The 24,798-nt window shown below is 38.6% G+C and carries 21 protein-coding genes and 3 tRNA genes; 11 read left to right on the top strand and 13 right to left on the bottom strand.

Translation table 11 applies throughout. The features are described from left to right. On the top strand, positions 1 to 3,057 hold a 3,057-nt coding region (locus AC1M9N_RS03950; RefSeq protein ID WP_481954297.1), incomplete at its 5' end, for a BapA/Bap/LapF family large adhesin. Between the two features lie 92 nt (positions 3,058 to 3,149). Here the strand turns inward: AC1M9N_RS03950 and AC1M9N_RS03945 are convergent. Then, a complete protein-coding gene (locus AC1M9N_RS03945; protein WP_481612889.1) occupies positions 3,150 to 4,112 on the bottom strand; it encodes an alpha/beta fold hydrolase in 963 nt (320 codons plus the stop codon). A 105-nt stretch (positions 4,113 to 4,217) separates the two neighbouring features. Between AC1M9N_RS03945 and AC1M9N_RS03940 the strand changes: the two genes are divergently transcribed. Continuing rightward, positions 4,218 to 4,541, top strand: a complete 324-nt coding sequence (locus AC1M9N_RS03940; protein WP_481596726.1) for an MGMT family protein — start codon at positions 4,218 to 4,220, stop codon at positions 4,539 to 4,541. Between the two features lie 32 nt (positions 4,542 to 4,573). On the opposite strand, the gene AC1M9N_RS03935 is transcribed toward AC1M9N_RS03940, so the two are convergent. Continuing rightward, complete coding sequence (locus AC1M9N_RS03935; protein ID WP_481595655.1) at positions 4,574 to 5,014, bottom strand: universal stress protein; 441 nt, start codon at positions 5,012 to 5,014, stop codon at positions 4,574 to 4,576. Positions 5,015 to 5,426: 412 nt separating this feature from the next. Here AC1M9N_RS03935 and AC1M9N_RS03930 point away from each other — a divergent pair, with 412 nt between their 5' ends. Further along, the gene (locus AC1M9N_RS03930; RefSeq protein ID WP_481954296.1) at positions 5,427 to 6,833 is read left to right on the top strand and encodes a KAP family P-loop NTPase fold protein; all 1,407 of its coding nucleotides are present in this window, start codon (positions 5,427 to 5,429) and stop codon (positions 6,831 to 6,833) included. On the opposite strand, the gene AC1M9N_RS03925 is transcribed toward AC1M9N_RS03930, so the two are convergent. Further along, positions 6,816 to 7,433: a CatB-related O-acetyltransferase gene (locus tag AC1M9N_RS03925; protein ID WP_481596729.1), complete on the bottom strand. Its 618-nt coding sequence runs from the start codon at positions 7,431 to 7,433 to the stop codon at positions 6,816 to 6,818. The two genes, AC1M9N_RS03930 and AC1M9N_RS03925, sit on opposite strands and share 18 nt — an antisense overlap. Before the next feature lie 104 nt (positions 7,434 to 7,537). On the opposite strand from AC1M9N_RS03925, the gene AC1M9N_RS03920 reads away from it, so the two are divergent. Continuing rightward, positions 7,538 to 8,155: an FMN-binding negative transcriptional regulator gene (locus tag AC1M9N_RS03920; protein WP_481596730.1), complete on the top strand. Its 618-nt coding sequence runs from the start codon at positions 7,538 to 7,540 to the stop codon at positions 8,153 to 8,155. 49 nt (positions 8,156 to 8,204) lie between these two features. Here AC1M9N_RS03920 and greA read toward each other — a convergent pair whose 3' ends face one another. The 5 genes from greA to yhbY form a co-directional block, all read right to left on the bottom strand. After that, complete coding sequence (gene greA / locus AC1M9N_RS03915; RefSeq protein ID WP_035266896.1) at positions 8,205 to 8,681, bottom strand: transcription elongation factor GreA; 477 nt, start codon at positions 8,679 to 8,681, stop codon at positions 8,205 to 8,207. A 95-nt stretch (positions 8,682 to 8,776) separates the two neighbouring features. Further along, a complete protein-coding gene (carB, locus tag AC1M9N_RS03910) occupies positions 8,777 to 12,010 on the bottom strand; it encodes a carbamoyl-phosphate synthase large subunit (protein WP_180028121.1) in 3,234 nt (1,077 codons plus the stop codon). Between the two features lie 14 nt (positions 12,011 to 12,024). Then, positions 12,025 to 13,167, bottom strand: a complete 1,143-nt coding sequence (gene carA / locus AC1M9N_RS03905) for a glutamine-hydrolyzing carbamoyl-phosphate synthase small subunit (RefSeq protein WP_035266900.1) — start codon at positions 13,165 to 13,167, stop codon at positions 12,025 to 12,027. Between the two features lie 807 nt (positions 13,168 to 13,974). Next, entirely contained in the window at positions 13,975 to 14,511 is a 537-nt protein-coding gene (locus AC1M9N_RS03900) for a DOMON-like domain-containing protein (RefSeq protein ID WP_180028122.1), read from the bottom strand. Positions 14,512 to 14,526: 15 nt separating this feature from the next. Continuing rightward, positions 14,527 to 14,850 carry a ribosome assembly RNA-binding protein YhbY gene (gene yhbY / locus AC1M9N_RS03895; RefSeq protein ID WP_035266903.1) on the bottom strand — a complete coding sequence of 108 codons (324 nt, stop codon included), beginning with the start codon at positions 14,848 to 14,850 and terminating at the stop codon, positions 14,527 to 14,529. Between the two features lie 196 nt (positions 14,851 to 15,046). On the opposite strand from yhbY, the gene rlmE reads away from it, so the two are divergent. The 4 genes from rlmE to AC1M9N_RS03875 all read left to right on the top strand — a co-directional run bounded on the left by rlmE (position 15,047) and on the right by AC1M9N_RS03875 (position 19,156). After that, positions 15,047 to 15,697 carry a 23S rRNA (uridine(2552)-2'-O)-methyltransferase RlmE gene (gene rlmE / locus AC1M9N_RS03890; RefSeq protein WP_035266905.1) on the top strand — a complete coding sequence of 217 codons (651 nt, stop codon included), beginning with the start codon at positions 15,047 to 15,049 and terminating at the stop codon, positions 15,695 to 15,697. 137 nt (positions 15,698 to 15,834) lie between these two features. Further along, a complete protein-coding gene (gene ftsH / locus AC1M9N_RS03885) occupies positions 15,835 to 17,724 on the top strand; it encodes an ATP-dependent zinc metalloprotease FtsH (protein ID WP_035266907.1) in 1,890 nt (629 codons plus the stop codon). Positions 17,725 to 17,827: 103 nt separating this feature from the next. Further along, entirely contained in the window at positions 17,828 to 18,682 is an 855-nt protein-coding gene (gene folP / locus AC1M9N_RS03880) for a dihydropteroate synthase (RefSeq protein WP_481586561.1), read from the top strand. A 162-nt stretch (positions 18,683 to 18,844) separates the two neighbouring features. Further along, positions 18,845 to 19,156: a DUF5713 family protein gene (locus AC1M9N_RS03875; RefSeq protein ID WP_035266912.1), complete on the top strand. Its 312-nt coding sequence runs from the start codon at positions 18,845 to 18,847 to the stop codon at positions 19,154 to 19,156. Positions 19,157 to 19,264: 108 nt separating this feature from the next. Here AC1M9N_RS03875 and AC1M9N_RS03870 read toward each other — a convergent pair. Beyond that, positions 19,265 to 19,350, bottom strand: a tRNA-Leu gene (locus AC1M9N_RS03870). 217 nt (positions 19,351 to 19,567) lie between these two features. Here AC1M9N_RS03870 and AC1M9N_RS03865 point away from each other — a divergent pair. After that, positions 19,568 to 21,331: an alkaline phosphatase D family protein gene (locus tag AC1M9N_RS03865; RefSeq protein WP_481954295.1), complete on the top strand. Its 1,764-nt coding sequence runs from the start codon at positions 19,568 to 19,570 to the stop codon at positions 21,329 to 21,331. Between the two features lie 8 nt (positions 21,332 to 21,339). Here AC1M9N_RS03865 and AC1M9N_RS03860 read toward each other — a convergent pair whose 3' ends face one another. The 3 genes from AC1M9N_RS03860 to AC1M9N_RS03850 all read right to left on the bottom strand — a co-directional run bounded on the left by AC1M9N_RS03860 (position 21,340) and on the right by AC1M9N_RS03850 (position 22,359). Next, positions 21,340 to 22,071: a hypothetical protein gene (locus AC1M9N_RS03860; protein WP_481954294.1), complete on the bottom strand. Its 732-nt coding sequence runs from the start codon at positions 22,069 to 22,071 to the stop codon at positions 21,340 to 21,342. Positions 22,072 to 22,190: 119 nt separating this feature from the next. Continuing rightward, positions 22,191 to 22,276: transfer RNA gene (locus tag AC1M9N_RS03855), tRNA-Leu, on the bottom strand. A gap of 9 nt (positions 22,277 to 22,285) precedes the next feature. Next, positions 22,286 to 22,359 (bottom strand) — tRNA-Cys (locus AC1M9N_RS03850). Positions 22,360 to 22,512: 153 nt separating this feature from the next. Here AC1M9N_RS03850 and folD point away from each other — a divergent pair. Then, entirely contained in the window at positions 22,513 to 23,361 is an 849-nt protein-coding gene (gene folD, locus AC1M9N_RS03845) for a bifunctional methylenetetrahydrofolate dehydrogenase/methenyltetrahydrofolate cyclohydrolase FolD (protein ID WP_481595648.1), read from the top strand. Between the two features lie 173 nt (positions 23,362 to 23,534). Further along, a complete protein-coding gene (locus AC1M9N_RS03840; RefSeq protein ID WP_481612882.1) occupies positions 23,535 to 24,215 on the top strand; it encodes a class I SAM-dependent methyltransferase in 681 nt (226 codons plus the stop codon). An 11-nt stretch (positions 24,216 to 24,226) separates the two neighbouring features. Here AC1M9N_RS03840 and AC1M9N_RS03835 read toward each other — a convergent pair whose 3' ends face one another. After that, positions 24,227 to 24,658 (bottom strand): hypothetical protein, encoded by a 432-nt coding sequence (locus AC1M9N_RS03835; protein ID WP_035266928.1) that lies wholly within the window; start codon positions 24,656 to 24,658, stop codon positions 24,227 to 24,229. Positions 24,659 to 24,798 lie beyond the last annotated feature (140 nt).

Genomic DNA, 24,798 nt, shown 5'->3' with positions numbered 1-24,798 from the left:
CCTGAATTAACCATCGATGAGCTTAAGCCAACAAACGATACCACTCCTGAAATTACTGGTAAAACAGAACCGGGAGCGATAGTTGATGTTGTGATCAAAGACAAAGACGGTGAAATTGTCTCTGAAGGTAAAGCAGAAGTTGATCCAGAAGGTAACTGGACGTATACACCGACTGAAGAATTACCAGAAGGTCATTACGATATTGAAGTAACTCCGACTGATAAAGCGGGTAACAAAGGTGATACTTCTAAAGAACAGTTAGAAGTTGATACAACACCTCCTTCTGACATTACTATTGATCCAATTGGTGGTAATGATTTCGAATCGAATGATCCTCAACCTGAAATTACAGGAACAGGTGAGAAAGGTTCGCTAGTGGATATCGTGATCACCGGTCCAGATGGCTTCGAAGAGAAGGCCACTGTTGAAGTTGGAGAAGATGGTAAATGGTCGTATAAACCAGAAGCTGAGTTGGAAGAAGGTGACTACAAAATCGAAGCTACTCCTAAAGATGAAGCTGGAAACGTAGGTAATCCAACTGAACAAGATTTTGTAATCGACTTGACACCACCAGATATCGATATTGATCCGTGGGAAGATGATAATGATCCTTGGTTAGATATCGATCCTTGGGATGATGAAGAAGCTGCATGGGATGTGAGTGAAGCTGCATCTGTACAGGCAGTATCATTAGCTGCTGAGCCTCAAATTGCTGCATTCTCTGCTTTCGCTGCACGCTCATTATTTGTAGCTGAACCAGTAGTCACAGCAGCTCAAGTAACGGCGGTTGATCCAAGTATTAACTATACTAATGATCCACAACGTACGATTAGTGGTAATACAGTAAATAATCCTAAAGAGGTTGCTGTAGAGATTAAAGATGCTAACGGTGCTGTGGTATCTAGTGGTTTAGCAGTGTTGTCTACAGGCCGTTGGAGTTATAAACCAGCAGAACCTTTAGCAGATGGTATATATACACTTGTAGCCACTGCACGTGATGCTGCAGGTAATACTAGCCGTACAGTTTCTTTAAAATTTGGTGTAGATACGCTTTCACCTGATTTGTCAGTTGAAGAGTTATATCCTACAAACGATACTACTCCAGCAATTTCTGGTTCAACTGAACAATATTCTAAAGTTCAAGTCGTGATCAAAGATAAGAATGGAAATACTGTTGTAGATGCACCAGCTTCTGTAGATAGCTCAGGCAATTGGACATTTACACCGCCAAGAGATTTAGCGGATGGAAATTACACAGTTGAAGTAACATCTACTGATTTAGCTAAGAACAAAAAAACTGAAACTCAGCAATTAACAGTTGATACTCAAGCTCCTGATGCTGTGATTATTAATCCAATTACAGATCCAAGTGACTTGAAACCAGTATTAACAGGTAAAGCTGAAGCGAATACTACTGTCGAATTAGTGATTAAGGACTCTACCGGTCGAATTATTGATTCTGCACTTGTTCCTGCTGATCAAAATGGTAATTGGACATATCCAATCAACAATAATTTACCAGAAGGTACAATTATCGTTGAAGCTAAAGCGATTGATGAAGCTGGAAATGTCGGTCCTTCATCAAGCATCGGCTTCGATTTGGATGTGACTCCTCCAGATGCGCCAACGGCAACATTTAATGCAGATGGTTCATTAGTAACAGGTACTGCACAAGCTTTATCAACTGTTAAAGTAAAAGATGCAAACAACAACGTGATTGGTACAACCACTGCGGATAGCAATGGAAACTACTCAATTAAGTTGATACCAAGTTTAAACGATGGACAAAATGTATATGTGACCGCTTCGGATGTAGCGGGTGAATCTGCACCACGTCAAGTGACTGCTCCAAACATTCCGTTGGATGCCATTGATAATGTTGCTAAAGCTGGTATTGAATACGAGTATCCTGTTACAGAGAAATTCATTAAAGATGCAATTTCTTATAATTGGTTGATTGGCTTCGCCGGTTTTGCGATTGGTAAAACAAGTGGTGCTACAGAGTTTACAATTGGTGCAAACAAAACTGCAGATGTGCAGCTTCAAGTAAAATCAGCATCATGGGGAACATTATTAGACTCAGTATCAATTGTTCTTTACCAGCAAAATAGTTCTGGTAAGTGGGTACCAATTGCCAATAATAAATCTGCAGGATTATTTGATTTCATCGGCTTATTTGGAGAAGTTGCTCATATCAATTTAGAAGATTTACCTGCAGGTAAATATTGCATAGAAATGAGTAATGGTAACCTTGCTTCTTTACCAGGTTATGTACAGACTAATTTAGTAATTAAAGAAACTAATACAAGTACAACGCCTGTTGTGAAGTCAATCACTGAAGCGAAAGGTAATGTGATTACTGATCTTGATGCTGTACATGGTAAAGATCTTGTAGTTGCCGGTGCTGTTGTGAAAGCTGTAAATGGTGTTGCGATTAATGGTGCAACAACAATTAAAGGCGAGTTTGGTACATTAACTATCGATGCAAACGGTACATACGCTTATAAGCCAAATGCAAACTTAAACGCGATTGGTAAAACGGATGTCTTTAAATACACGATTACTGATCCTGTAACTGGTAAGTCTGATACAGCTCAATTAGTACTTCAAATTGATTCTAAATCAGGTTCACCATTGGCTTGGAGCAAATTCACACCAGAAGCAAATGCGAATGATGCTGATGCATTGGCGAATGAAACAGCAGGTAAGTTTAATTCTACTTACTTGAATGAAACAGTTTCTGCTAAAGGTTTGGATAAGTTGATCTTTAATGTGTTAAATGACAACAGCCATAACGGTGGTAACGGTGTTGACACAATCAATGACTTCCAATTAGGCAGCAATGTGAAGATTGATGTTTCTGAGTTGTTATCTGATAGTGCAACTGCTCAAAACATTGATAAATTCATCTTTGTCGAGAAAGATGGAAACAATACGAAGTTAAGTATTGATCGTGATGGTGCAGGTACAACTTATAACAAGGTTGACCTCATTACTTTCAACAATACTGATGTTTCACTTCAAGACTTGTTGAACAAAAACCACTTGTTGTTCTAATAGACTAATGTGAAAAAGAGGAACTTCGGTTCCTCTTTTTTTATTCTTGAAAAAAATAGGACATTTAAAATGTCCCATTCATTGTCTATAACTTATTTGAGTAGATTAAGAAAATTTAAATAATGTTGTACGAGGATTTGTTCTTGTTCCAATATTGGTGTATGACCTACACCTTTTAAGATGATAGGCTCTTGAGCATTTTTCAGTAATCCTTTCAGTTCAGCTGCAGCTTCTACATTAATAATTTGATCACGATCTCCCCATATGATGAGTGATGGTTGATCGATTGAACGAGCCGCTAGCGCAAATGTTTCAGGTGTAAATGATTTGGACATGAGAATAAGTTGCTCGACGAGTTTTGTGTTATTCGTAACATTGGATATCATGAGCTTTTCTTGTTCGACTTTCAGTTCGTTCGGTATAAATGGAGGTTGCTGCGTAGCAATTTTAAATAACCGATCAAAATCTCCAGGTCTAGAAACGATAAAATTTTTGAGTAAGTTTGGGTCTTTTAAGTAAGGCGTATTGGCTGATTTAAATACACCTGCACTGTTAATGAGTAGTAATGATTTAGTATCGATTGGATACTGAGCTGCATAGAGTAATGCTACAGCACCGCCCATGGAGTGACCGGCAACATTTAGATTTTGATCAACATGAATGGCTTCCGCAAAGCGACGTAATTTTTCGGTTAGATTTGGAATTGAATAATCAAAATCTGCAGCTACTTTACTATCACCTTGTCCAGGTAAATCAGGAATAATGACGTGATAATGTGGTGTCAGATAGCGAGCGACTCGATTCCAATTATCCCGACTGCCTGCAAGACCATGCACAAGCATAAGTACTGGTTTGCCTTTAGTTCCACCTTCACTGTAAGCCCAATCGATGTCGGAGACTTTAATGCGCTTGGTATTAAGTCCAGCCCAAGCACGTTCTTGTTGTAAAATATTTTGTATATTTATACTGCTTGGCGCGGCTTGAGTTGTCGATGTAATAGAGATTGTACCAACTGCAATTGAAGCAGCAAGTAAGTGTGAAAATATCCTTTTCATTGTATTTCTCTGTGTATTGTTATTGTGCAAATTTAGATTAAGTGAGTCTGTTATGAAATGCATTTGCTCAAATCAATCATCCGATAAACTATAGGTCAATTATTGATGAATCGATCAGTATCAGCGGAAATGGCACAGTTGATCTTGGCCACAGTGTCACAAATTCCTTATGGGAAAGTAGCCAGTTATGGCCAAATTGCTGCGATGTCAGGACTGCCTAAACATGCCCGGTTAGTTGGTCGTGTTTTGAATCAATTAGATGTGAGTAGCGACTTGCCTTGGCATCGTGTCATTAATGCGCAAGGTAAAATTAGTCATCAGCGTTTGGATGATCAAGGTTTTAATTGCCAGCAAGCTAGATTACTTGAAGAGGGAGTTGTGTTTAACAATGGCAAAATAGATTTCAAGATTTTTGGATGGTTCGAGTAGCTCCGTATGACGGTATACGGAGCTATCCGTTATTATTGCTTTACGACAAAAACAGGTACATTGACTTCGGTAATGAGGCTTTGTGCGACACTGCCCATAATTAATTTCTTGAATCCTGTGCGACCGTGCGAGCTGATAACAATCAAATCAATATTAAGCTCATCAATCGCTTTCATTATTGTACGGTGAATACTTTCTCCTTCGAGTATTTTAGTCTCTACATCTATTCCATATTCATTAAACTTTGCTTTAGCTTGAGCTAGGTTATCTTCAATAAATTTTCGTGCTCGTTCAATTAAAAGATTTGACTGCCCATCTGAGAGATATTCGGCTGCGATATAGGGATCGAGTGTCATCACTTGAACAACGGTAATTTTGCTATTAAATGCTTTAGCCAATTCAACAGCATGCTGAACGACGTTGAGTGCTACTTCTGAACCATCCACTGGAACGAGGATATTTTGATAATTCATGTTGTTCTCCTTTTTTAACCGTTCTATTTAAAAGTGTATAAGTTCATCATAGACCTAAATTGTTCAAAATAAAACCAAGTGTAAAGCTATGGTTTTTTATATTAAGTTATTGTTTTTGATTTATTATCTTAAAATTTTAGAGATATAAGATGGTAACGAACTATGAAGAATGAAATTTGATTAACTGAATCATAAAAAGATCAATTTGAAAATATTGTGATGGGTAGAGATGTAATTAAGGATGCGTCAGATATCTTTATAAAGTATGGAGTCTATAATTAGAATTAAAAAGTATAAGCCTTACTTTAGCGACTATATTTTGAAAACCCACTCCGTTTGAGTGGGTTTTTTATGTCTTTAAGAGTGATAATGATAAGATATTTGGAAAATAAGCAACTGAATTTTAACAACAATGAAAGATTATCCAGTAAATATCATTCATGATGATTTTGAGAATATTGAAATCGCTTGGGAAGGCGATTTATGGGATCGTCGTCGTCTAGGTGAGCAATTAGAACGTTATGTAGATCGCTTAAATTGTGGTGCTGTTCTAGCTTTAGATGCTCGTTGGGGTGAAGGTAAGACCTGGTTTGTAAGGCATTGGAAAAAGCATTTAGAAGATCAAAGTCACCAAGTTGTTTATTTAGATGCTTTTGCCAATGATTATTTAGATGATCCATTTTTGACGATTGCAGCAGAGATTAGCCATGCTTTGAACGATGCAAATGAGATCGATGATGCTGATATTAAAGATTTTAACTCTAAGACTGCTTCGGTATTAATTTCTTTGGCGGCTGTCATGCCATTAATTGCTGCAAAAGCAGGTTTGCATTTGGTAGGACTAGGCGGTGCAGGTGAAGCTTTACAAGAGGTCTATAAAGAGGGCAAAGATGTATATGACACAGCAAGTGAAGAAATAGCCAATAAAGTTAAAGAGCACATTGAGAAGAAGATTGAAAATCATCATATCGAAAAGCAAACCATTCAAGATTTTAAGCAAGAGCTCGCTGAACTTGCTGCAAAATTAGAAAAGCCATTGGTATTTATTATTGATGAGCTAGATCGTTGCCGACCTGATTTTGCTATTCGTTTAATTGAAAGGATTAAACATTTTTTTGACATTCCAAAAATTGTTTTTGTTTTGGTAATGGATAAAACCCAATTTTCAAAAGTGGTTTGTCATAACTATGGTTATGATGAAAGTCTTGGTGAAGAATATTTAACAAAGTTTATTGATTTTACTGTTGAATTTCCTAACTTAGGAAAGACGCAGTTGTATGAAGAGGTAATAGCACAGCAGTTATATCGTATCGGCGAATTAACATCTGTAGATACTAAAAATGAATTGTTTTTTGGGATTTTAAGTTTGCAATCTAGCAAAGAATACAATTCTAGAGAGTTGGTGAAAAAAATTAATCAATATGCACTCTTGAGAACAAATGATTTCAAGCTTAATCTAATTTTAATTGCTTTCATCTTTGATGAAAATTTTAATATTTCAGCTAATTATTTGCATAAGATAATTGATTATTTATTCAACTATTTAAACGGCGATGAAAATGGATATACGACAAAATCTTATTTTATCCGACAGCAATTATTGAACGAAAAAAATATCGATGACATTATTATTTGCAATTTGTATGAAACACTTTTAGATATAGAAGAAAGATTTAAGACTGTAGGGCAAAAGGATCATAAAAATCAAACTCTTCAAAGGTTCTTGAGCCCTTATTGTATTAGTAAATTAAAAGATATTAAGGATTTTAATTCGATTTGGATGCAATATATAAAAACAGGACTATTTGAAAAATATTGATAATTTTTCAATATCATCGGTCTGCAACTGTTCACGCATTTTTAAAAACTGCTTTTCATCTAAGTCATATAGCTTAAGAGAAAGCAATTTTTTAATATCTTGTTCAGGGAAACGGTATTTAATAATTTTAGCAGGTACACCACCGACGACAGCATAAGGCGGTACATCTTTGGTCACGACTGCACCTGTAGCAACGACTGCACCTTCACCAAGTTTTACCCCTTGCATAATCATGGCACGACTACCAATCCAACAACCATCACCAATGACAGTATCGCCAGCAGGCACAAAACTACGCGTATCAAAAGGAAATGCTGAAATCCAGTCGGTACGGTGTAACTGATTTCCACCCATCATGATGACACACTCAGCGCCAAAACAGACAAAATTGCCAATATAAAGCTGATCGATGGGTTTTTCTGGTGTCGAAGGTTTGTCATGTAGATAACGCACTACACAACGCTCAAAACCTTGATCCCAATAGGCTGAGTAATAACTGTAATTGCCTTTAATATGAATATTCGGATTTTTGACTGTTTTAGAGATAAATTCGAATTCGCACCAGTGATTGACAGGGGAGTTGATCAGCTTTTCAGACATGGTGAAATAAAAGGAGAATATTTCAGGGCATTATATACCAATTAAAACTTACATCCTGAATAAAAACTTTTATATTCATTGAGCATTAGAAGAATGGAAAAGCTATGTTTGTTGAAACAGAATTTAGAGAAGATAGACCTGAAGAAATATATAGAATAATAAAGGAGTATCCTCTTGCATCTTTGGTCGCACAGACTCAAACAGGGTTAATTGCTGAACATATCCCGCTCATATTAGTAGATGAACAAACATTGAGAGGACATGTTTCATTGCAGAATACACTATTCAATCATTCGATTTTGAATAATCAAATACTATGCATCTTTAAAGCAGAGGATGCTTATATTTCACCGAATTATTATCCTTCAAAATTTGAAGATCACAAAAAAGTACCTACTTGGAATTATCAAGTCGTACACATTAATGGTGAAATTCAGTTTTATCATGATCAGAAAACTAAACTTGCAGTATTAGGTCAACTCACCCAACAACATGAACGTATCACGAATGGTAAAAATGCTTGGAAAATGGCAGATGCACCAAAAGATTTCTTGATGGAAATGCTCAACCATTTTGTTGTATTTGAAATTAAAATTGAAAGAATCATTGCTAAATCAAAACTAAGTCAAAATAGAGAGGAAAAAGATTTTCGTAATGTTATTACGAAGCTTCATGAAGCTGGAAAAGTGCATCTAGCAAAAACAATGAATCAATTAAAATGAAAATAAAAAACCCCTCATCAGAGGGGTTTATAGCCTAAAATATCAAGAATTAAAGATATTCTACGCTCACAATTTCGTATTCAACTTCACCTTGAGGTGTCGTAATTTTAACTTCATCGCCTTCATTTTTACCCAAAAGACCACGCGCGATAGGGGAATTCACAGATATTTTGTTAATTTTAAAATCTGCTTCGTCGTCACCAACAATTTGATACGTTTTACGTTCTTCAGTATCCAAATTTTCAATTGTGACAGTCACGCCAAAAACAACGCGTCCATTTTGCTCAAGTTCTTTAACGTCAATCACTTGTGCAGCACCCAATTTTCCTTCGATATCTTGGATACGGCCTTCACAGAAACCTTGTTGCTCACGTGCAGCGTGGTATTCCGCGTTTTCTTTAAGATCTCCGTGTTCACGCGCTTCAGCAATCGCTGCTGTAATACGAGGACGATCTACAGTTTTAAGTTGGTGTAATTCTTTCTCAAGCGCTTCTTTGCCTTGAGGTGTCATAGGATAACGTTGCATAGTTGTCCCTCAAAAAAGTAAGTATGAAAAAATACTAAGTCTATAAATGAAAAAAAGCCCGCCACCAAGAGGTGACGGGACTTCTTGGTAGTGTATTAACCTACTGTTTGTAAGTCTTGCAAACGATATACATCCATTGGCAATTTGATTGCTAAAGCTTGGCAAACTGCATCTGCACCATTAAGGGTAGTCGTATGATAGACCTTACCTTGAAGTGCAGAACGGCGGATTGAGAACGAATCCTGCTGAGCTTGTTTACCTTCTGTTGTATTGATAATGAGGTGTATTTCGCCATTTTTCAAGCGGTCCACAATATTTGGACGACCTTCAGTCACTTTATTTACACGTTCACATTCAATACCAGCCGCTTTGATGACATCGTATGTGCCACCAGTAGCAAGTATTTTGAAGCCAAAGTCAGCAAGTTGTTTTGCAATACCAGCTGCACGTGGTTTATCAGAATCACGTACAGAGATGAACGCATGTTTAACTTCACCTTCCGTTGGAAGACCTGGTAAACGCTCATTTGCACCTAATACAGCTTTATAGAACGCCTCACCAAATGTTTTACCAACACCCATTACTTCACCTGTAGATTTCATCTCAGGCCCAAGGATTGGATCAACACCAGGGAACTTGTTGAATGGAAACACTGCTTCTTTAACAGAGAAGTGCTCAGGGATAATCTCTGTAGTGAATCCTTGAGATTCTAAAGATTGACCCGCCATACAACGTGCAGCGACTTTCGCTAAAGACTCACCGATACACTTAGATACAAATGGAACTGTACGTGATGCACGTGGGTTCACTTCTAAGATGTAAACGTCTTCGCCTTTAACAGCAAACTGTACGTTCATTAAACCAACAACACCAAGCTCTTTCGCCATCGCGATAGTTTGACGGCGCATTTCGTCCTGAATCTCTTTAGAAAGAGAGTAAGGAGGGATCGAACATGCAGAGTCACCTGAGTGGATACCTGCTTGTTCGATGTGCTGCATGATACCGCCGATCACCACGTCTTTACCGTCAGATACGCAGTCTACGTCAACTTCGATCGCGTCGTCTAGGAAGCGGTCAAGAAGAACAGGGGCATCGTTAGAAGCTTGAACAGCATCACGTAAATAGCGACGTAACTCTTCATCGTTGTATACGATTTCCATCGCGCGACCACCAAGTACATATGATGGACGTACTACAAGTGGATAGCCAACTTTCGCTGCTTCAGCCATACCTTCTTCAGCAGATTTTACAATGCTGTTGTTTGGTTGACGAAGTTGCAGACGTTGAATCATTTGTTGGAAACGTTCACGGTCTTCTGCACGGTCAATCGCATCAGGAGATGTACCAATAATTGGTGCACCAGCTTCTTCTAAAGCACGAGCCAATTTAAGTGGTGTTTGACCACCGTACTGTACGATGATGCCTTTTGGCTTCTCAATACGTACGATTTCTAACACATCTTCAAGCGTAATTGGTTCAAAGTACAAACGATCTGAAGTGTCATAGTCAGTTGAAACTGTTTCAGGGTTACAGTTCACCATGATAGTTTCATAACCGTCTTCACGCATTGCAAGAGCCGCGTGTACACAGCAGTAATCGAATTCGATACCTTGACCAATACGGTTAGGACCACCACCGATCACCATGATCTTGTCTTTGCTAGACGGGTTTGATTCACATTCGTCATCGTAAGTTGAATACATATACGCTGTGTCTGATTCAAACTCAGCAGCACAAGTATCTACACGTTTGTAAACTGGGGTTACGCCCAAGTTCCAACGATGTTTACGGAATTGTTTTTGTGAAATACCCATCAAGTTCGCAATACGAAGGTCAGATAAACCTTTACGTTTAAATGAACGGATGTTGTCCGCATTTAAATCGCCAAAACCTAAAGTTTTGATTTGGTTTTCTGTTTTGATGATGTCTTCGATTTGGATCAAGAACCATTTGTCGATCTTAGTCGCTTGGAATACATCTTCTAATGTAAAGCCGTGACGGAATGCATCAGCAACATACCAAATACGCTCAGGACCCGGAACACGAAGTTCTTGTAAGATTTTCTCACGGGCGCCTTCAGCACCCACTTCGATTTTTTCATCAAAGCCAGTTGCACCTACTTCAAGACCACGAAGTGCTTTGTTCATAGACTCTTGGAAGTTACGACCAATCGCCATCACTTCACCAACAGATTTCATCTGTGTAGTTAAAGTTGCGTCAGCTTGTGGGAATTTCTCAAAGTTGAAACGTGGAACTTTAGTTACAACGTAGTCAATCGCAGGTTCGAAAGATGCTGGAGTTGTACCGCCAGTGATGTCGTTTTTAAGCTCATCAAGGGTATAACCAACCGCTAATTTTGCAGCGATTTTTGCAATAGGGAAACCAGTTGCTTTTGAAGCCAATGCAGAAGAACGAGATACACGTGGGTTCATCTCGATCACAACCATACGGCCAGTATTTGGACAAATACCAAACTGTACGTTAGAACCACCTGTTTCTACACCAATCTCACGCAACACTGCTAAAGATGCATTACGCATTAACTGATATTCTTTATCTGTTAATGTTTGTGCAGGTGCAACAGTGATTGAGTCACCTGTGTGTACGCCCATTGGGTCAAAGTTTTCAATCGAACATACGATGATACAGTTGTCGTTTTTGTCACGAACAACTTCCATCTCATATTCTTTCCAACCAATTAAAGATTCATCGATCAATAATTGTTTAGTTGGAGAAAGATCGAAACCGCGTTCACAGATTTCAAGGAATTCTTCTTTGTTGTATGCGATACCACCGCCTGAACCACCCATGGTGAATGATGGACGGATAATCACTGGGAAGCCGAAACGTGCTTGAATCTCTAGAGCTTCTTCCATCGATTCAGCGATTGCTGCTTTTGGACATTCAAGACCAATTTTACGCATTGCTTGGTCGAAAAGTTTACGGTCTTCCGCTTTTTCGATCGCTTCTTTCGTTGCACCAATCAATTCAACATTGAATTTTTCTAAAATGCCATGCTCATCAAGGGCAAGGGCACAGTTCAATGCAGTCTGACCACCCATTGTTGGAAGAACTGCGTCTGGACGTTCTTTCTCAATGATCGCTGCAACAGTTTGCCAAGTGATTGGCTCGATATACGTTGCATCTGCCATTGCAGGGTCAGTCATGATCGTTGCAGGGTTAGAGTTTACCAAAATTACACGGTAACCTTCTTCACGTAATGCTTTACATGCTTGTGCACCTGAGTAGTCAAACTCACACGCCTGACCGATAACAATTGGACCAGCACCAATAATTAAGATGCTTTTAATATCCGTACGCTTTGGCATTATTTGCTCCTCAATTACTTCTTAGATGCTTCAATAAGTTCGATGAAATGATCGAACAATGGTGCGCAGTCATGTGGACCTGGGCTTGCTTCTGGGTGACCTTGGAAACTAAACGCAGGCTTATCTGTACGATGAATCCCTTGAAGAGTTTGATCGAACAATGATTTGTGCGTCGCTTTAAGGTTTGCAGGTAATGTTTCTGCATCCACTGCGAAGCCATGGTTTTGAGAAGTAATCATCACTGTACCATCTTCGATGTTTTGTACAGGATGGTTCGCACCATGGTGACCATGAGGCATTTTCACCGTTTTAGCGCCAGAAGCGAGAGCAAGAATTTGGTGACCCAAGCAAATACCAAATACAGGTACGTTACGAGCATCTTCAACAATTGTTTTTACAGCTTCAATTGCATAGTCACATGCTGCAGGATCGCCAGGACCATTCGATAAGAATACGCCATCTGGATTTAGAGCAAGAACTTTTTCAGCAGGAGTTTGTGCAGGTACAACAGTTAATTTACAACCGCGGTCTGCGAGCATACGTAAGATGTTGGTTTTGACACCGTAATCATATGCGACAACATGAAATTTTGCTTCTGGTTGGGAGAAACCTTGACCTAATTTCCAAGAACCTTCAGTCCATTCGAAACCGTTTGGATCACAGCATTCTTTCGCAAGGTCTAAACCATTCAGACCGCCGAATGCACGAGCTTTTTCTAAAGCTTCTTCTTCTGTAATATTTTCACCAGCTAAGATACAACCGTTTTGTGCACCTTTAGCACGTAAAATACGTGTCAGTTTACGTGTATCAATGTCAGCGATAGCGACAACATTGTGAGATTTTAAGTATTCGCCTAAAGATTGCGTAGATCGGAAGTTGCTGTGCAATAAAGGTAGGTCACGAATGATCAATCCGTTTGCCCATACTTTATGAATTCGACCTGACTCAGCGTCTTCATCATTACAACCTGTGTTACCAATGTGTGGATAGGTAAGCGTAACAAGCTGTTGTGCATAACTTGGGTCAGTCAAAATTTCTTGATAGCCAGTCATGGCAGTGTTGAAAACGACTTCACCAGTCGTACTACCCGATGCACCGATTGACGTTCCTTTAAAGATCGTACCATCGGCAAGGGCTAAAATTGCTGGGGTGCTCAAACCAAAGCTCCTGAAATTTAGGCTGTAAAAAAGCGAGTAGACGAAAAAAAAGGAAGGCTACTTTAAAACCCACCCTCCTTACATCTGCTCGCTTGAACTTAACACGGCATTATACGCAAACACCTTGATAAAGTCCACGTAAATAAACCTGAATTCGTCAGATATATACCTTGTAATTTGTTTAAAAGTCTGCTTTTTAAACTTTGGACAAAAGTCTAAGAATGTAAGAATTGTTTAATAATTCAAAAGTTAAGTTTTATCACGATTTATCAAAATTTATGTAGACTTACAATTAATAAGCTAAGTTTCTGAAACAGAATAACAAAGCTTCTGAAAAGCTGATTTGTTAAATAGAACAAATGTTGAAGTTGCTCCAAATGCTTCCTAAAAGTCCGAAAAAAGTACTAATTAGGTCAATTTACAAGTATTTTAGAAAGGACTGATTAAATATGGAAAATAGAGGTAAATATTGAATTGCTTGTTAAAAGCGTAGGTTCAATTATTTAAAGATGAAATTGGTAGTTAGCATGCTGGGTTTTAAAAATTAAACCGAGATCGAATTTAAAGAGATTTGACGCTACTTCGGTGTTTGTGAAAAAATATTTAAGAGCAGATTTGGCTGTTCAAGTGATTAAGGACAATTTTGAAATTAGAAATGAATAACAGGAATTACAAATATAACTAGATATAACACGTTGAGATCAGCTGTATAAAACTTAACTCTAAAAGAGGTGGGAAGAGTCTACAACTATAGAACTGAAATATTGGGGTAAAAAAAATAGTGAGATTAAATCTCACTATTTTTTTTTAAAACTGATGCAACCAATCGCGCTTGTTATGGAAGTCAGCCTCAGGACTACTATGCTGCATCGCATAATAATGTTTAGCTTGCGATGTGTTTAATACAGCGGATAAGCCAATAAAAATATCCTGCCATTTCAATTTATGTTTTAACATAAACTCCGTTAGATCAAGGCTCACATTTAAACCATAGTGCGTCTTTTTGAGTGAATTCAGTTCTATGTCATAAGCTGCTTGAGGTGGCATATCTTCAGGGTAACGATACTCTTCAAATTGATACGCTTGCCAAGCTTGAGAAGGGGAGAGATTGACTTCACGATAAAAGTCCTGATCTTTCACCCCAATGAAAATTTCAAAGCAGGTTTCTTCCCAAAGAAAATCTCGTCGTGGATGACCAGCTACAATTTCCGGATAAACTAAGTATTGATTTGGGTCACGTAACCAATAGCCCACATTTAGTGTGTATGGACTCGCTTGTTCAATTGCACCAACCAAGGAGATATCAAAGTAACGGTCAAAAGAATTTAGTTCGTAACTTGCCATTCAATGCAACTCAAATTAATTAGAAAGATGTGCGTGGCGAACAAGATTCGAAAGTTTAGGATTTTGTTTTGCCGCTTTCTTATATAAAAGTGCAATCTTTCCAATGGTTTGAACAACCTCTGCACCAGTGACTTCGGCGATTTCAGTAATGACTGCTGCACGAGCATCACGATCTTCACCGCCAATTTTTACTTTAATTAACTCATGATCATTTAAAGCACGTTGAGTTTCTTCAATGACATTTTCAGTTAAACCTTGACCACCTAACATTACCACTGGGTTAAGTGCATGTCCGATTTGACGCAAACGTTTGCGTTCCTGAATTGATAAAGCCGCCATAAAGATAACCTAATTTTAAAAACGACTTAGTATAGCAAATCAAGAGATCAAACGCTTATGTTTCTCAGAAATAATCGATCAACTTAAATCAAAAAAACATAAACGATAATCTTGAATTAGATACAGATGAATACTGCAAGGGGGATAAAATTCACGTACAATAAAAAGTTAGAAGATTACGTGTATTTAAAGAGTTATGGCAACACGCATTACCAATCAGAAGTTATCCAAAAGTAGTCGTGCGTGGATGAGAGAGCATTTAGATGACCCGTTTGTGAAAAAAGCACAAAAGGAAGGTTATCGTGCGCGTGCTGCATATAAATTGCTTGAAATCCAAGAGAAATACAAAATCATTAAACCTGGTATGACTGTCGTGGACCTTGGTGCTGCACCTGGTAGTTGGTCCCAAATCGCCGGAAAATTAGTGGGTGATAAAGGTTTAGTGATTGCATCAGATATTTTGGAAATGGATGCACTTCCAGATGTGACGTTCCTGCAAGGAGACTTTCGAGAAGAGGAAGTTTTCGAAAAATTGTTAAATATTTTAAATGGACGAACTGTAGACGTTGTAATTTCAGATATGGCCCCCAATACATCAGGTAATAAGGCCGTTGATCAACCTCGACAAATTTATTTGTGTGAACTTGCATTAGACTTTGCCAATAAAGTTTTAGGTCCGAAAGGACAGTTTGTTGTCAAAGTTTTCCAAGGAACTGGTTTTGACGAATTCCGTAAGGAAGTTGTAGACAGTTTTGAAGTATTAAAAACTGCAAAGCCTGCTGCTTCGCGTGCTCGTTCGAAGGAAGTTTTTTTAATTGGACAGGGCCGTAAAAAGAAATCGCAATAAAGTGACTTGCCAAGTCGCTAAAAAATGTGCATTTTGTACCTTTTGAATATTTTATTGCGAAATTGATTTACTCGCTTTTTGTTAAAGGTCACCCAATTTTGGGCATGATCAAATTAGATTGATATGGGAATAAAGCTTTGAGCGATCTCTTTAAGAATGCCGTTTTATGGCTTGTTATACTTGGTGTGCTGATATTAATTTTCAGCAACATTAGTGACCGTGATAAGCCTGCTGCATTGAACTATTCAGAATTTGTTGCAGCGGTTAATGCTGGTCAAATTAAACAAGTTACCATTGACGGTGAACGAATTAGTGGCGAAAAAGTAAATGGTTCTCCATTTGAGAGTATTCGTCCTGCGGTTCAAGATCCTGAGTTAATGCCGAATCTCATCAAAAATAATGTCGTTGTTGAGGGCACTGCTCCGCAACGTCAAGGTTTATTGATGCAGCTTTTGATCGCAAGCTTTCCAGTACTTTTAATCATTTTGTTATTCATGTTCTTTATGCGCAACATGGGTGGCGGTGCTGGTGGTAAAAACGGCCCGATGAGTTTTGGTAAGTCAAAAGCAAAAATGCTTTCAGAAGACCAAATCAAAGTCACTTTCACAGATGTTGCGGGTTGTGACGAAGCGAAACAAGAAGTCGTTGAAATTGTTGATTTCTTGAAAGATCCAACAAAGTTTAAGCGTCTTGGTGCGAGCATTCCTCGCGGTGTCCTGATGGTAGGTCCACCGGGTACAGGTAAAACTTTACTTGCGAAAGCGATTGCTGGAGAGGCTAAGGTTCCATTCTTTAGTATCTCAGGTTCAGACTTCGTAGAAATGTTCGTTGGTGTTGGTGCATCACGTGTACGTGATATGTTTGAGCAAGCGAAACGCCATGCGCCGTGTATCATTTTCATTGATGAAATTGATGCGGTGGGTCGTCATCGTGGTTCAGGTACTGGCGGTGGTCATGATGAGCGTGAACAAACCTTGAACCAGATGTTGGTAGAAATGGATGGTTTCGAAGGTAATGAAGGTATCATCGTTATTGCTGCGACTAACCGTGCTGACGTTCTAGATAAAGCTTTGCTTCGTCCGGGACGTTTCGACCGTCAAGTGATGGTTGGACTTCCAGATATTAAAGGTCGTGAGCAAATCCTGAATGTGCATTTGAAAAAATTACCTTCAGTGACTGGTGTGGATGTCAAAGTATTGGCACGTGGTACTCCAGGGTTCTCTGGTGCGCAATTGGCAAACTTAGTCAATGAAGCTGCGTTATTTGCTGCACGTCGTAATAAAAATACGGTCGATATGCATGACTTTGAAGATGCAAAAGATAAGCTTTATATGGGGCCAGAGCGTAAATCAATGGTTCTTCGTGAAGAAGAGCGTCGCGCAACGGCTTATCATGAAGCAGGTCATGCGATTGTAGCTGAAATGCTTCCAGGCACAGACCCAGTACATAAAGTCACGATCATGCCACGTGGTTGGGCATTAGGTGTAACTTGGCAGCTTCCAGAGTTTGATCAAACCAGTCATTACAAAGACAAAATGTTGAATGAGCTTTCTATTCTGTTTGGTGGTCGTATTGCAGAAGAAATTTTCATTAATCAGATGTCGACTGGGGCTTCTAATGACTTTGAACGTGCAACAAAAATGGCGCGTGCAATGGTGACTAAGTACGGTATGTCTGACAAGATGGGTGTCATGGTTTATGAAGAAGATGCTCAACAGTCATTTATGGGTAGTCTAGGTGGTCGTACTATTTCTGAAACGACTCAACTTGAAGTTGATCGTGAAATTCGCCGTATCCTAGATGAGCAGTACAAAGTTGCACGTGATATCTTAGAAAATAATAAAGATATTGCCCATGCGATGGTAAAAGCTTTGCTTGAGTGGGAAACGATTGATCGTGATCAAATCCGTGACATTATGGAAGGTCGTGAACCTCAACCACCTAAGGTATATGTGGCTGAGAATCCAATTGTAGATGTAACCCCTACAGATGGTCCTTCAACGCCTCCACCTTTACCAGCAAGCTAAAATGAAGGAGCCTCTTATGAGGCTCTTTTTTTTGTGTTGAAATTATCCCTCATGTTTAAATTTTACTTGATATCATGTGAATAGATTTTCTAGGAACATCAATATGCAACTTATCTCTTTACCTAATCAGATTCTTAAATGTGGTGCATTGGAACTTGATTTGTCAAAGCCTCATGTAATGGGTGTGTTAAATGTAACGCCAGATTCGTTTAGTGATGGTGGTAAACACAATAGTGTAGAGGCGGCACTAGAGAGAGCAAAGCAAATGATTGCTGAAGGGGCGAGTGTTATTGATGTAGGTGGTGAGTCAACTCGCCCTGGCGCATCTGCTGTTGATGTTCAAGATGAAGTAGATCGTGTAGTTCCGGTCGTTGAAGCGTTGTCAAAATTGAATGTAGTGATCTCAATCGACACTTCTCAACCAGAAGTGATTAAAAAGGCGGTTAAAGCTGGAGCGCATATTTGGAATGATGTCAGAGCATTAACAAAGCCACATGCTTTAGAAACAGCTGCGGAATTAGATATTCCAGTCATTATCATGCATATGCGTGGTGAGCCAACCACAATGAACCAGTTGGATCAATATGATGATATTACTTTAGATGTGATTTCAGAATTGCAAACTCGATTAGATGCAGCATTAAATGCAGGAATTAAACCTGAAAATATCATGATTGATCCGGGTTTCGGATTTGCAAAAAATGCACATCAAAATCTGAAATTATTAAAAGAGTTGTATAAATTAAATGAGTTGGGCTATCCAATGCTTTCTGCATTATCTCGTAAGCGATTTATTGGTGAAGCTTTAGGTGGTGTACCTGCCCATGAACGTGCAGTGGGTTCGGTGACGGGGCATCTGTTAAGCATACAGCAAGGAGCATGTATGGTCAGAGCACATGATGTAAAAGAAATGGTGCAAGCTATTCAAATTTGGGCAGCAATGAATAGTGTTAGTTAAATTAAAGGCAGATTTAAGACGGTTAAAATCATCAATGAAAATATTAGCTTAGTTATACTTTGATTAAAAGTGAGATTTACTCCTCGTTTTTATTGTTGGTTTAATGTCTAGCTTGTGTTATATAAGCTCGGTTTTTGTTAATGCTATTACTTGAGCTTTAATATGTTGAATGATGTACTTCTCCCGATGTTCGACGATGAATATTATCCTGATATTCTCGTGGCTGAAATTCAGCAACTCATTGAAAAATTCTCAAAGAAGGTATCTAAGGTGAATTCCGATGCTGAGATTTATCAAATCGCCAATGATATTGTGGCGGAAATTAATGAGATGAAACCTCAGTTCGAAGATCTTGATTCTTCTCTTGATGATGCAGCAGCAGACTATATTGCTGAGGCAATGATGATGGTCGTTCAGGAAGAGGGATTCTTAGATATCGAAATGGAAGAACTTGTTTCAAATAGAGAGTGGTAAATCGCTCTCTATTTTTTTGTGTTGTTATTGTTGTGGCTAAACGCTAGGCATAAAAAAACCAGCTTACGCTGGGTTCTTTATTTACACCATTATTCTCTATCAGAAGAATGGTGCCCGAGGCCAGACTCGAACTGGCACGCTTTGAGGGCGGGGGATTTTAAATCCCCTGTGTCTACCGATTTCACCACTCGGGCATGTGCGCAATAATAGAGGACACTTTTAAGCTTGGCAAGAGAAAATCGTATTATTTGCTTTCTTTTCAATCAACTTGCATTTATTAGATTAAAAAATATAAATTTTGGGGCGATGGTTTATGATATTTGTACATTAAATTGTCATCTGATTGCAATTTTAGCTTCATAAATACGGTTTAAGTTCGAAGTTAAAATAACTCGCCAATTCGTAAATAAAATGAAAAATAAAATCTCAAGACGCGCATTAATTAAAAATTCATTGGCTGGATTAGGTGCGATTTCACTGCCTGTTCTGATTACAGCATGTAATGGCGATGGTCAAACCAGCAATGAGCATAAAGTTGATTTTTTGCATGGAGTGGCGAGTGGAGATCCATTACAGGATCGAATAATTCTTTGGTCGCGAATAACACCTACAGATGTGGCGGCAACATATGAATTAGATTGGGAAATTGCACTTGATGAGAATTTTTCAAATATTGTTCAGATGGGGAAAATCAAGACTTCTGCTGCTAAAGACTTTTGCTTGAAAGTCGATGTACTTAATTTGAGTGCCGATACTCGTTATTATTACCGATTTAAATATGGGCAGATACATTCTCCAATTGGTCGTACGAAGACCTTAGCAACCAAGTCCAATGCGGTTAACTTTGCGGTATGCTCATGCTCAAATTATCCTGCTGGTTATTTTTATGTGTACCGTGAAATTGCGAAGCAGGACGTGGATGCTGTGCTGCATCTGGGTGACTATATTTACGAATATGGCAAAGATGGGTATGCAGCTGAACAAGCCGAAAAGCTTGGTAGAACACTCGATGTGGATAATCAAAACGAGATTTACCGTCTAGAAGATTATCGAAAACGTTATGCAAAATATCGAACAGATCCTGATTTACAAGCGGTTCATCAACGTCATCCATTTATTCTGATTTGGGATGATCATGAGCTGACAAATGATGCATGGAGAGCTGGTGCGCAGAATCATCAACCTGATTTAGAGGGAGATTTCGTAGCACGAAGAACAGCAGCCCTAACCGCTTATTTTGAGTGGATGCCAATCCGCGAAAAAAGCAATAACGATATTCTTCATATTTATCGTCAGTTTAATTTTGGTGATTTAGTTCAACTTAATATGCTAGATACACGTATGTTGGCACGAGATGAGCAACTGGCTTTTGCTTCATTTATGGATGGTGAAAATCTAAATGTTGAGCAATTTAGAGCGGCATTATTGAATGAGCAGCGACAGCTAATAGGGATAGATCAGTTAAATTGGTTGGCGAATAGTCTTCAGAGTTCTCGTGCAATATGGAATGTATTGGGTCAGCAAGTATTGATGGCGAAAATGTTGGTACCTGCTGAAGTATTGCAAATATTAAATGTTGCCAAAAGTGGAATGGTAGATGACAACTTTTTAATAGAAGCTCAAAAACGTCTGATGGAGTTGGTCGCGATTAAATTGCGTTATAAAAATAGTGACCCGAGCTTAACTGACGCTGAATTATTAAGAATCCTAACCGTGATTCCTTATAATTTAGACGCTTGGGATGGTTATTATGCTGAGCGTGAGCGTGTTTATGCTTTGTATGAGCAGTATCAGAAGAAAGTTGTTGTGTTGGCTGGAGATACCCATAATGCGTGGGAGTCTGCATTACATCAACAAAATGGTGAGAAGGTGGGGATTGAATTAGCAACAAGTTCAGTTTCTTCACCAGGTATGGAGAAATATCTCAATTTACCTGAGAACTTAATGCAACAATTTGAACAAGTGTTTATCCAATTGATTGATGAATTAAGCTTTTGTAATTTGAATCAACGAGGCTATTTAAAATTGAGCTTTGATTCTACGCAATTGAGTGCAGATTGGTTGTTTTTAACAGATATTCATTCACAGAAGTATCAAGTTGATCAACTCAGATTGCACTCAACAACGTATGATACCAATTTGAATATAATTAAAGTAATGCAGCAAGCAAGTTGATCGTAGCGCTACATGATGCTATCGATATATTTTTCTATATCGGTATGCTTGTAGCGCATACACAATTTGTTTTCATAGTTCATCAAATGAACATAAAGTTGCGCATTTTTTTGTTTTTGTTCAATCAATAATTGATGCTGCTTTGAGTTTTTGGATGAAAAGATTAGTTTTAAGTAAAGCTTAAAATTTTGTTTATAACTCCAGAAAGCCACTCTACGAATTTCTTGAATGTAGTAATAGTTTTCTTTAGAAGTATTTTCTCGGAATAAATTCTCTTTATAAAATTTAACGAAACCAAAATTCATAGCGAAATAAAACAAAATTCCCTGTAAGAACCAACTTTCCATAAAAGCGATATTTAAACTTTGTAAAAGAATGAGGGTGGTCAGTTTGAATGGGGTATTTTTAAGTTGCTGGTAAGTTGAGATGCTACTATGCTTGATCTGTTTGAGGATGATTGGCGTAATCAGCATAAAAAATAACATGATACACAACACAGCACTCCCGCCAGATTGAAAGCCTTCTAAAAAAACAATGTGTTGTTTAAGCAAAAGGGTTAACAAATATGAGCAAGGGAGGAAAATCATTAATGCAAGTGCAAGCGGGATCAGTTCTTTACGCTCATCTAGAATCCCTTTGGTCTTTAACTGACTATAGAGCAAGAAGTTTTTTTTAAACGCTTGAGGATATTGTTGTTTTAGTTCTTGAAGATATTGAGCAACTTGCTGATTTTGATTCATTTGAATATGAAATTCTGAAGATGAGTGATTATAGCAGATGAGTTTAAAGAAAATGCAGACATAAAAAAACCAGCTTACGCTGGGTTCTTTATTTACACCATTATTCTCTATTAGAAGAATGGTGCCCGAGGCCAGACTCGAACTGGCACGCTTTGTGGGCGGGGGATTTTAAATCCCCTGTGTCTACCGATTTCACCACTCGGGCTTAACAAGATGGAGGCGGAGGTCGGAATCGAACCGGCGTACACGGAGTTGCAGTCCGCTGCATGACCACTCTGCCACCCCGCCATGTCTTGTTGATGCGTATATTAACAAGCTCTGAAAAAAAAACAATAGTGCTTTTATTCGTATGTGCAGAAAAACAGCATATAACGGAAATTATTTAAAATATTCATGTAGAATGTGCGAAATTGATTCATATCAACACTTGGGAGATGTGCCGTGGCATTAGTTTTAGATGGTCGTGCATTGGCAAAACAAATTGAGGCTGATTTGTTAACTCGCGTAGAAGCGTTAAAAGCAAAATCAGGACGTACTCCAATTCTTGCGACGATTTTAGTAGGTGACGATGGTGCATCTGCAACTTATGTGCGTATGAAGGGTAATGCATGCCGCCGTGTTGGTATGGATTCACTTAAAGTTGAACTACCAAAAGAAACGACGACAGAACAATTGCTTGCTGAAATTGAAAAACTCAATGCAAATCCTGATGTTCACGGTATTCTTTTACAACATCCAGTACCTGCGCAAATTGATGAGCGAGCGTGTTTTGATGCGATCTCACTTGAAAAAGATGTGGATGGTGTTACTTGCCTTGGTTATGGTCGTATGGCAATGGGTGAAGCGGCTTACGGTTCTGCGACACCTGCTGGTATTATGACGATTCTGAAAGAAAACAACATCGAAATCGAAGGTAAGCATGCGGTTGTTGTAGGTCGATCTGCAATTTTAGGTAAACCAATGGCAGCTATGCTTCTCGAGGCGAATGCTACTGTAACGATTTGTCACTCTCGTACACAAGACCTTGCTAGCTTTGTGAAGCAAGCGGATATCATTGTGGGTGCAGTGGGTAAAGCTGAATTGATTCAAAAAGATTGGATTAAACCTGGTGCAGTAGTTGTTGATGCTGGTTTCCATCCACGTGATGGCGGTGGTGTGGGCGATATTCAACTTGTTGGTATTGAAGAAATTGCTTCAGCTTACACACCAGTACCGGGTGGTGTAGGTCCAATGACAATCACAACGTTGATTCGTCAAACAGTTGAAGCAGCTGAAAAAGCTTTAGGTTAATATTATCTCCCTCTCTTGCGCCGTATACGGCTCAGGGAGAGGGTTGGGGTGAGGGTATTGAGTTAGATAAATCCTCTCGCTAACCCTCTCCTTTAAAAGGAGAGGGAATTCTCTTTATTAATTTAGGTTTCGTTTTTGAAACTCAAATTTTGTATATTTAAAAATAAAATCCAATGAGCTGTACTTTCCAATTTCCTAAAGCGCCTGAACATTTACTAAAAGCCTTACATGATGTGATTCCAGGTTGTGAACTTCATGCACAGCAATTGCCTGATACACCAATTTCACTTTGGCTCATTCCACCTGTTTTTCCAACCGATAAGCTAGATGATGAAGTTATTCGTCGTATATGGAATGATACGCCATATTGGATTTTCTGTTGGGCATCAGGTTTAGCAATGGCACAATGGTTATTGGCTGAACCGCATCATGTGAAAGACAAAGTGGTTTTAGACTTTGGCGCAGGTTCAGGCGTAGTTGCGATTGCGGCGAAAATGGCTGGGGCAAAACGTGTCATTTGTTGTGACATTGATCAAATTAGTTTGGATGCGTGTCGTGCCAATGCTGAATTGAATGATGTTGAGCTTGAATATTTGGATGACTTATATAAAGCTGAGCAAGTTGATATCTTGTTGGCGGCTGATGTGTTATATGACCAGTGCAACCGTTTCTTCTTAGATGAGTTTTTAAAATTTGCACCCGAGGTATGGGTGGCGGATAGTCGTGTGAAAAACTTTAGTCATCCGAAATATGAAAAGCTTGATGAGCGCAGTGCAACGACATGGCCAGACTTAGATGAATCACCTGAATTTAGAAATGTCAGTTTTTATAAGACACTCAATGAAGTACATTGAGTGTCTTAAGTTTAGAGTGTGCAGTTAAAGCGAACGACTTGTAAGAGACTAGGCTTAGTTTCTAAAGAAAGACGTGTATTGTAGTCTTCATTGCTGTATAGACTTTGAGTGTTTGAGAGTCCGAATGATGTTCGTGATTGGCCAATTTGAACCTGTTGAGTTTCTTGAGTTTTGTAATTGGGATTAGCAATTTCATTTACACTCAAAATGGTGGTTTTATACTGTTGAGTATGTCCTAAAACTTGTTGGCAAGTGCGTTGCAATTTGTGTTCATCAATATTTTGGTTGGCACGTGCAGAGAGGGTATACGAAATAGTGGCAGAATTTTCTGATTTGTTTTCAATTTGATATCCTGTAGCTCCATTGTGCTGTCGCGGAACAGATTGACAGGCTGTAAGCATAAGGGCGATTAAACAAGAGCCAATCATTTCTATTTTTTTCATTATCTGATCCTAATAAGCTGTTTAAATTAGTATGCCATAAGTGTGACAACTTATTGGTACTAATAAACGTTACTAAATACACTTTATTCAGTTTGTTTGAAGTAAAAAAAAGGTCACCGAAGTGACCTTTTTTCTCATCA

This window comes from Acinetobacter sp. ANC_7655 (genome assembly GCF_056784015.1).
The sequence above is the reverse complement of the archived record's forward strand: the minus strand, read 5'-3'. Positions and strand labels throughout refer to the sequence as shown.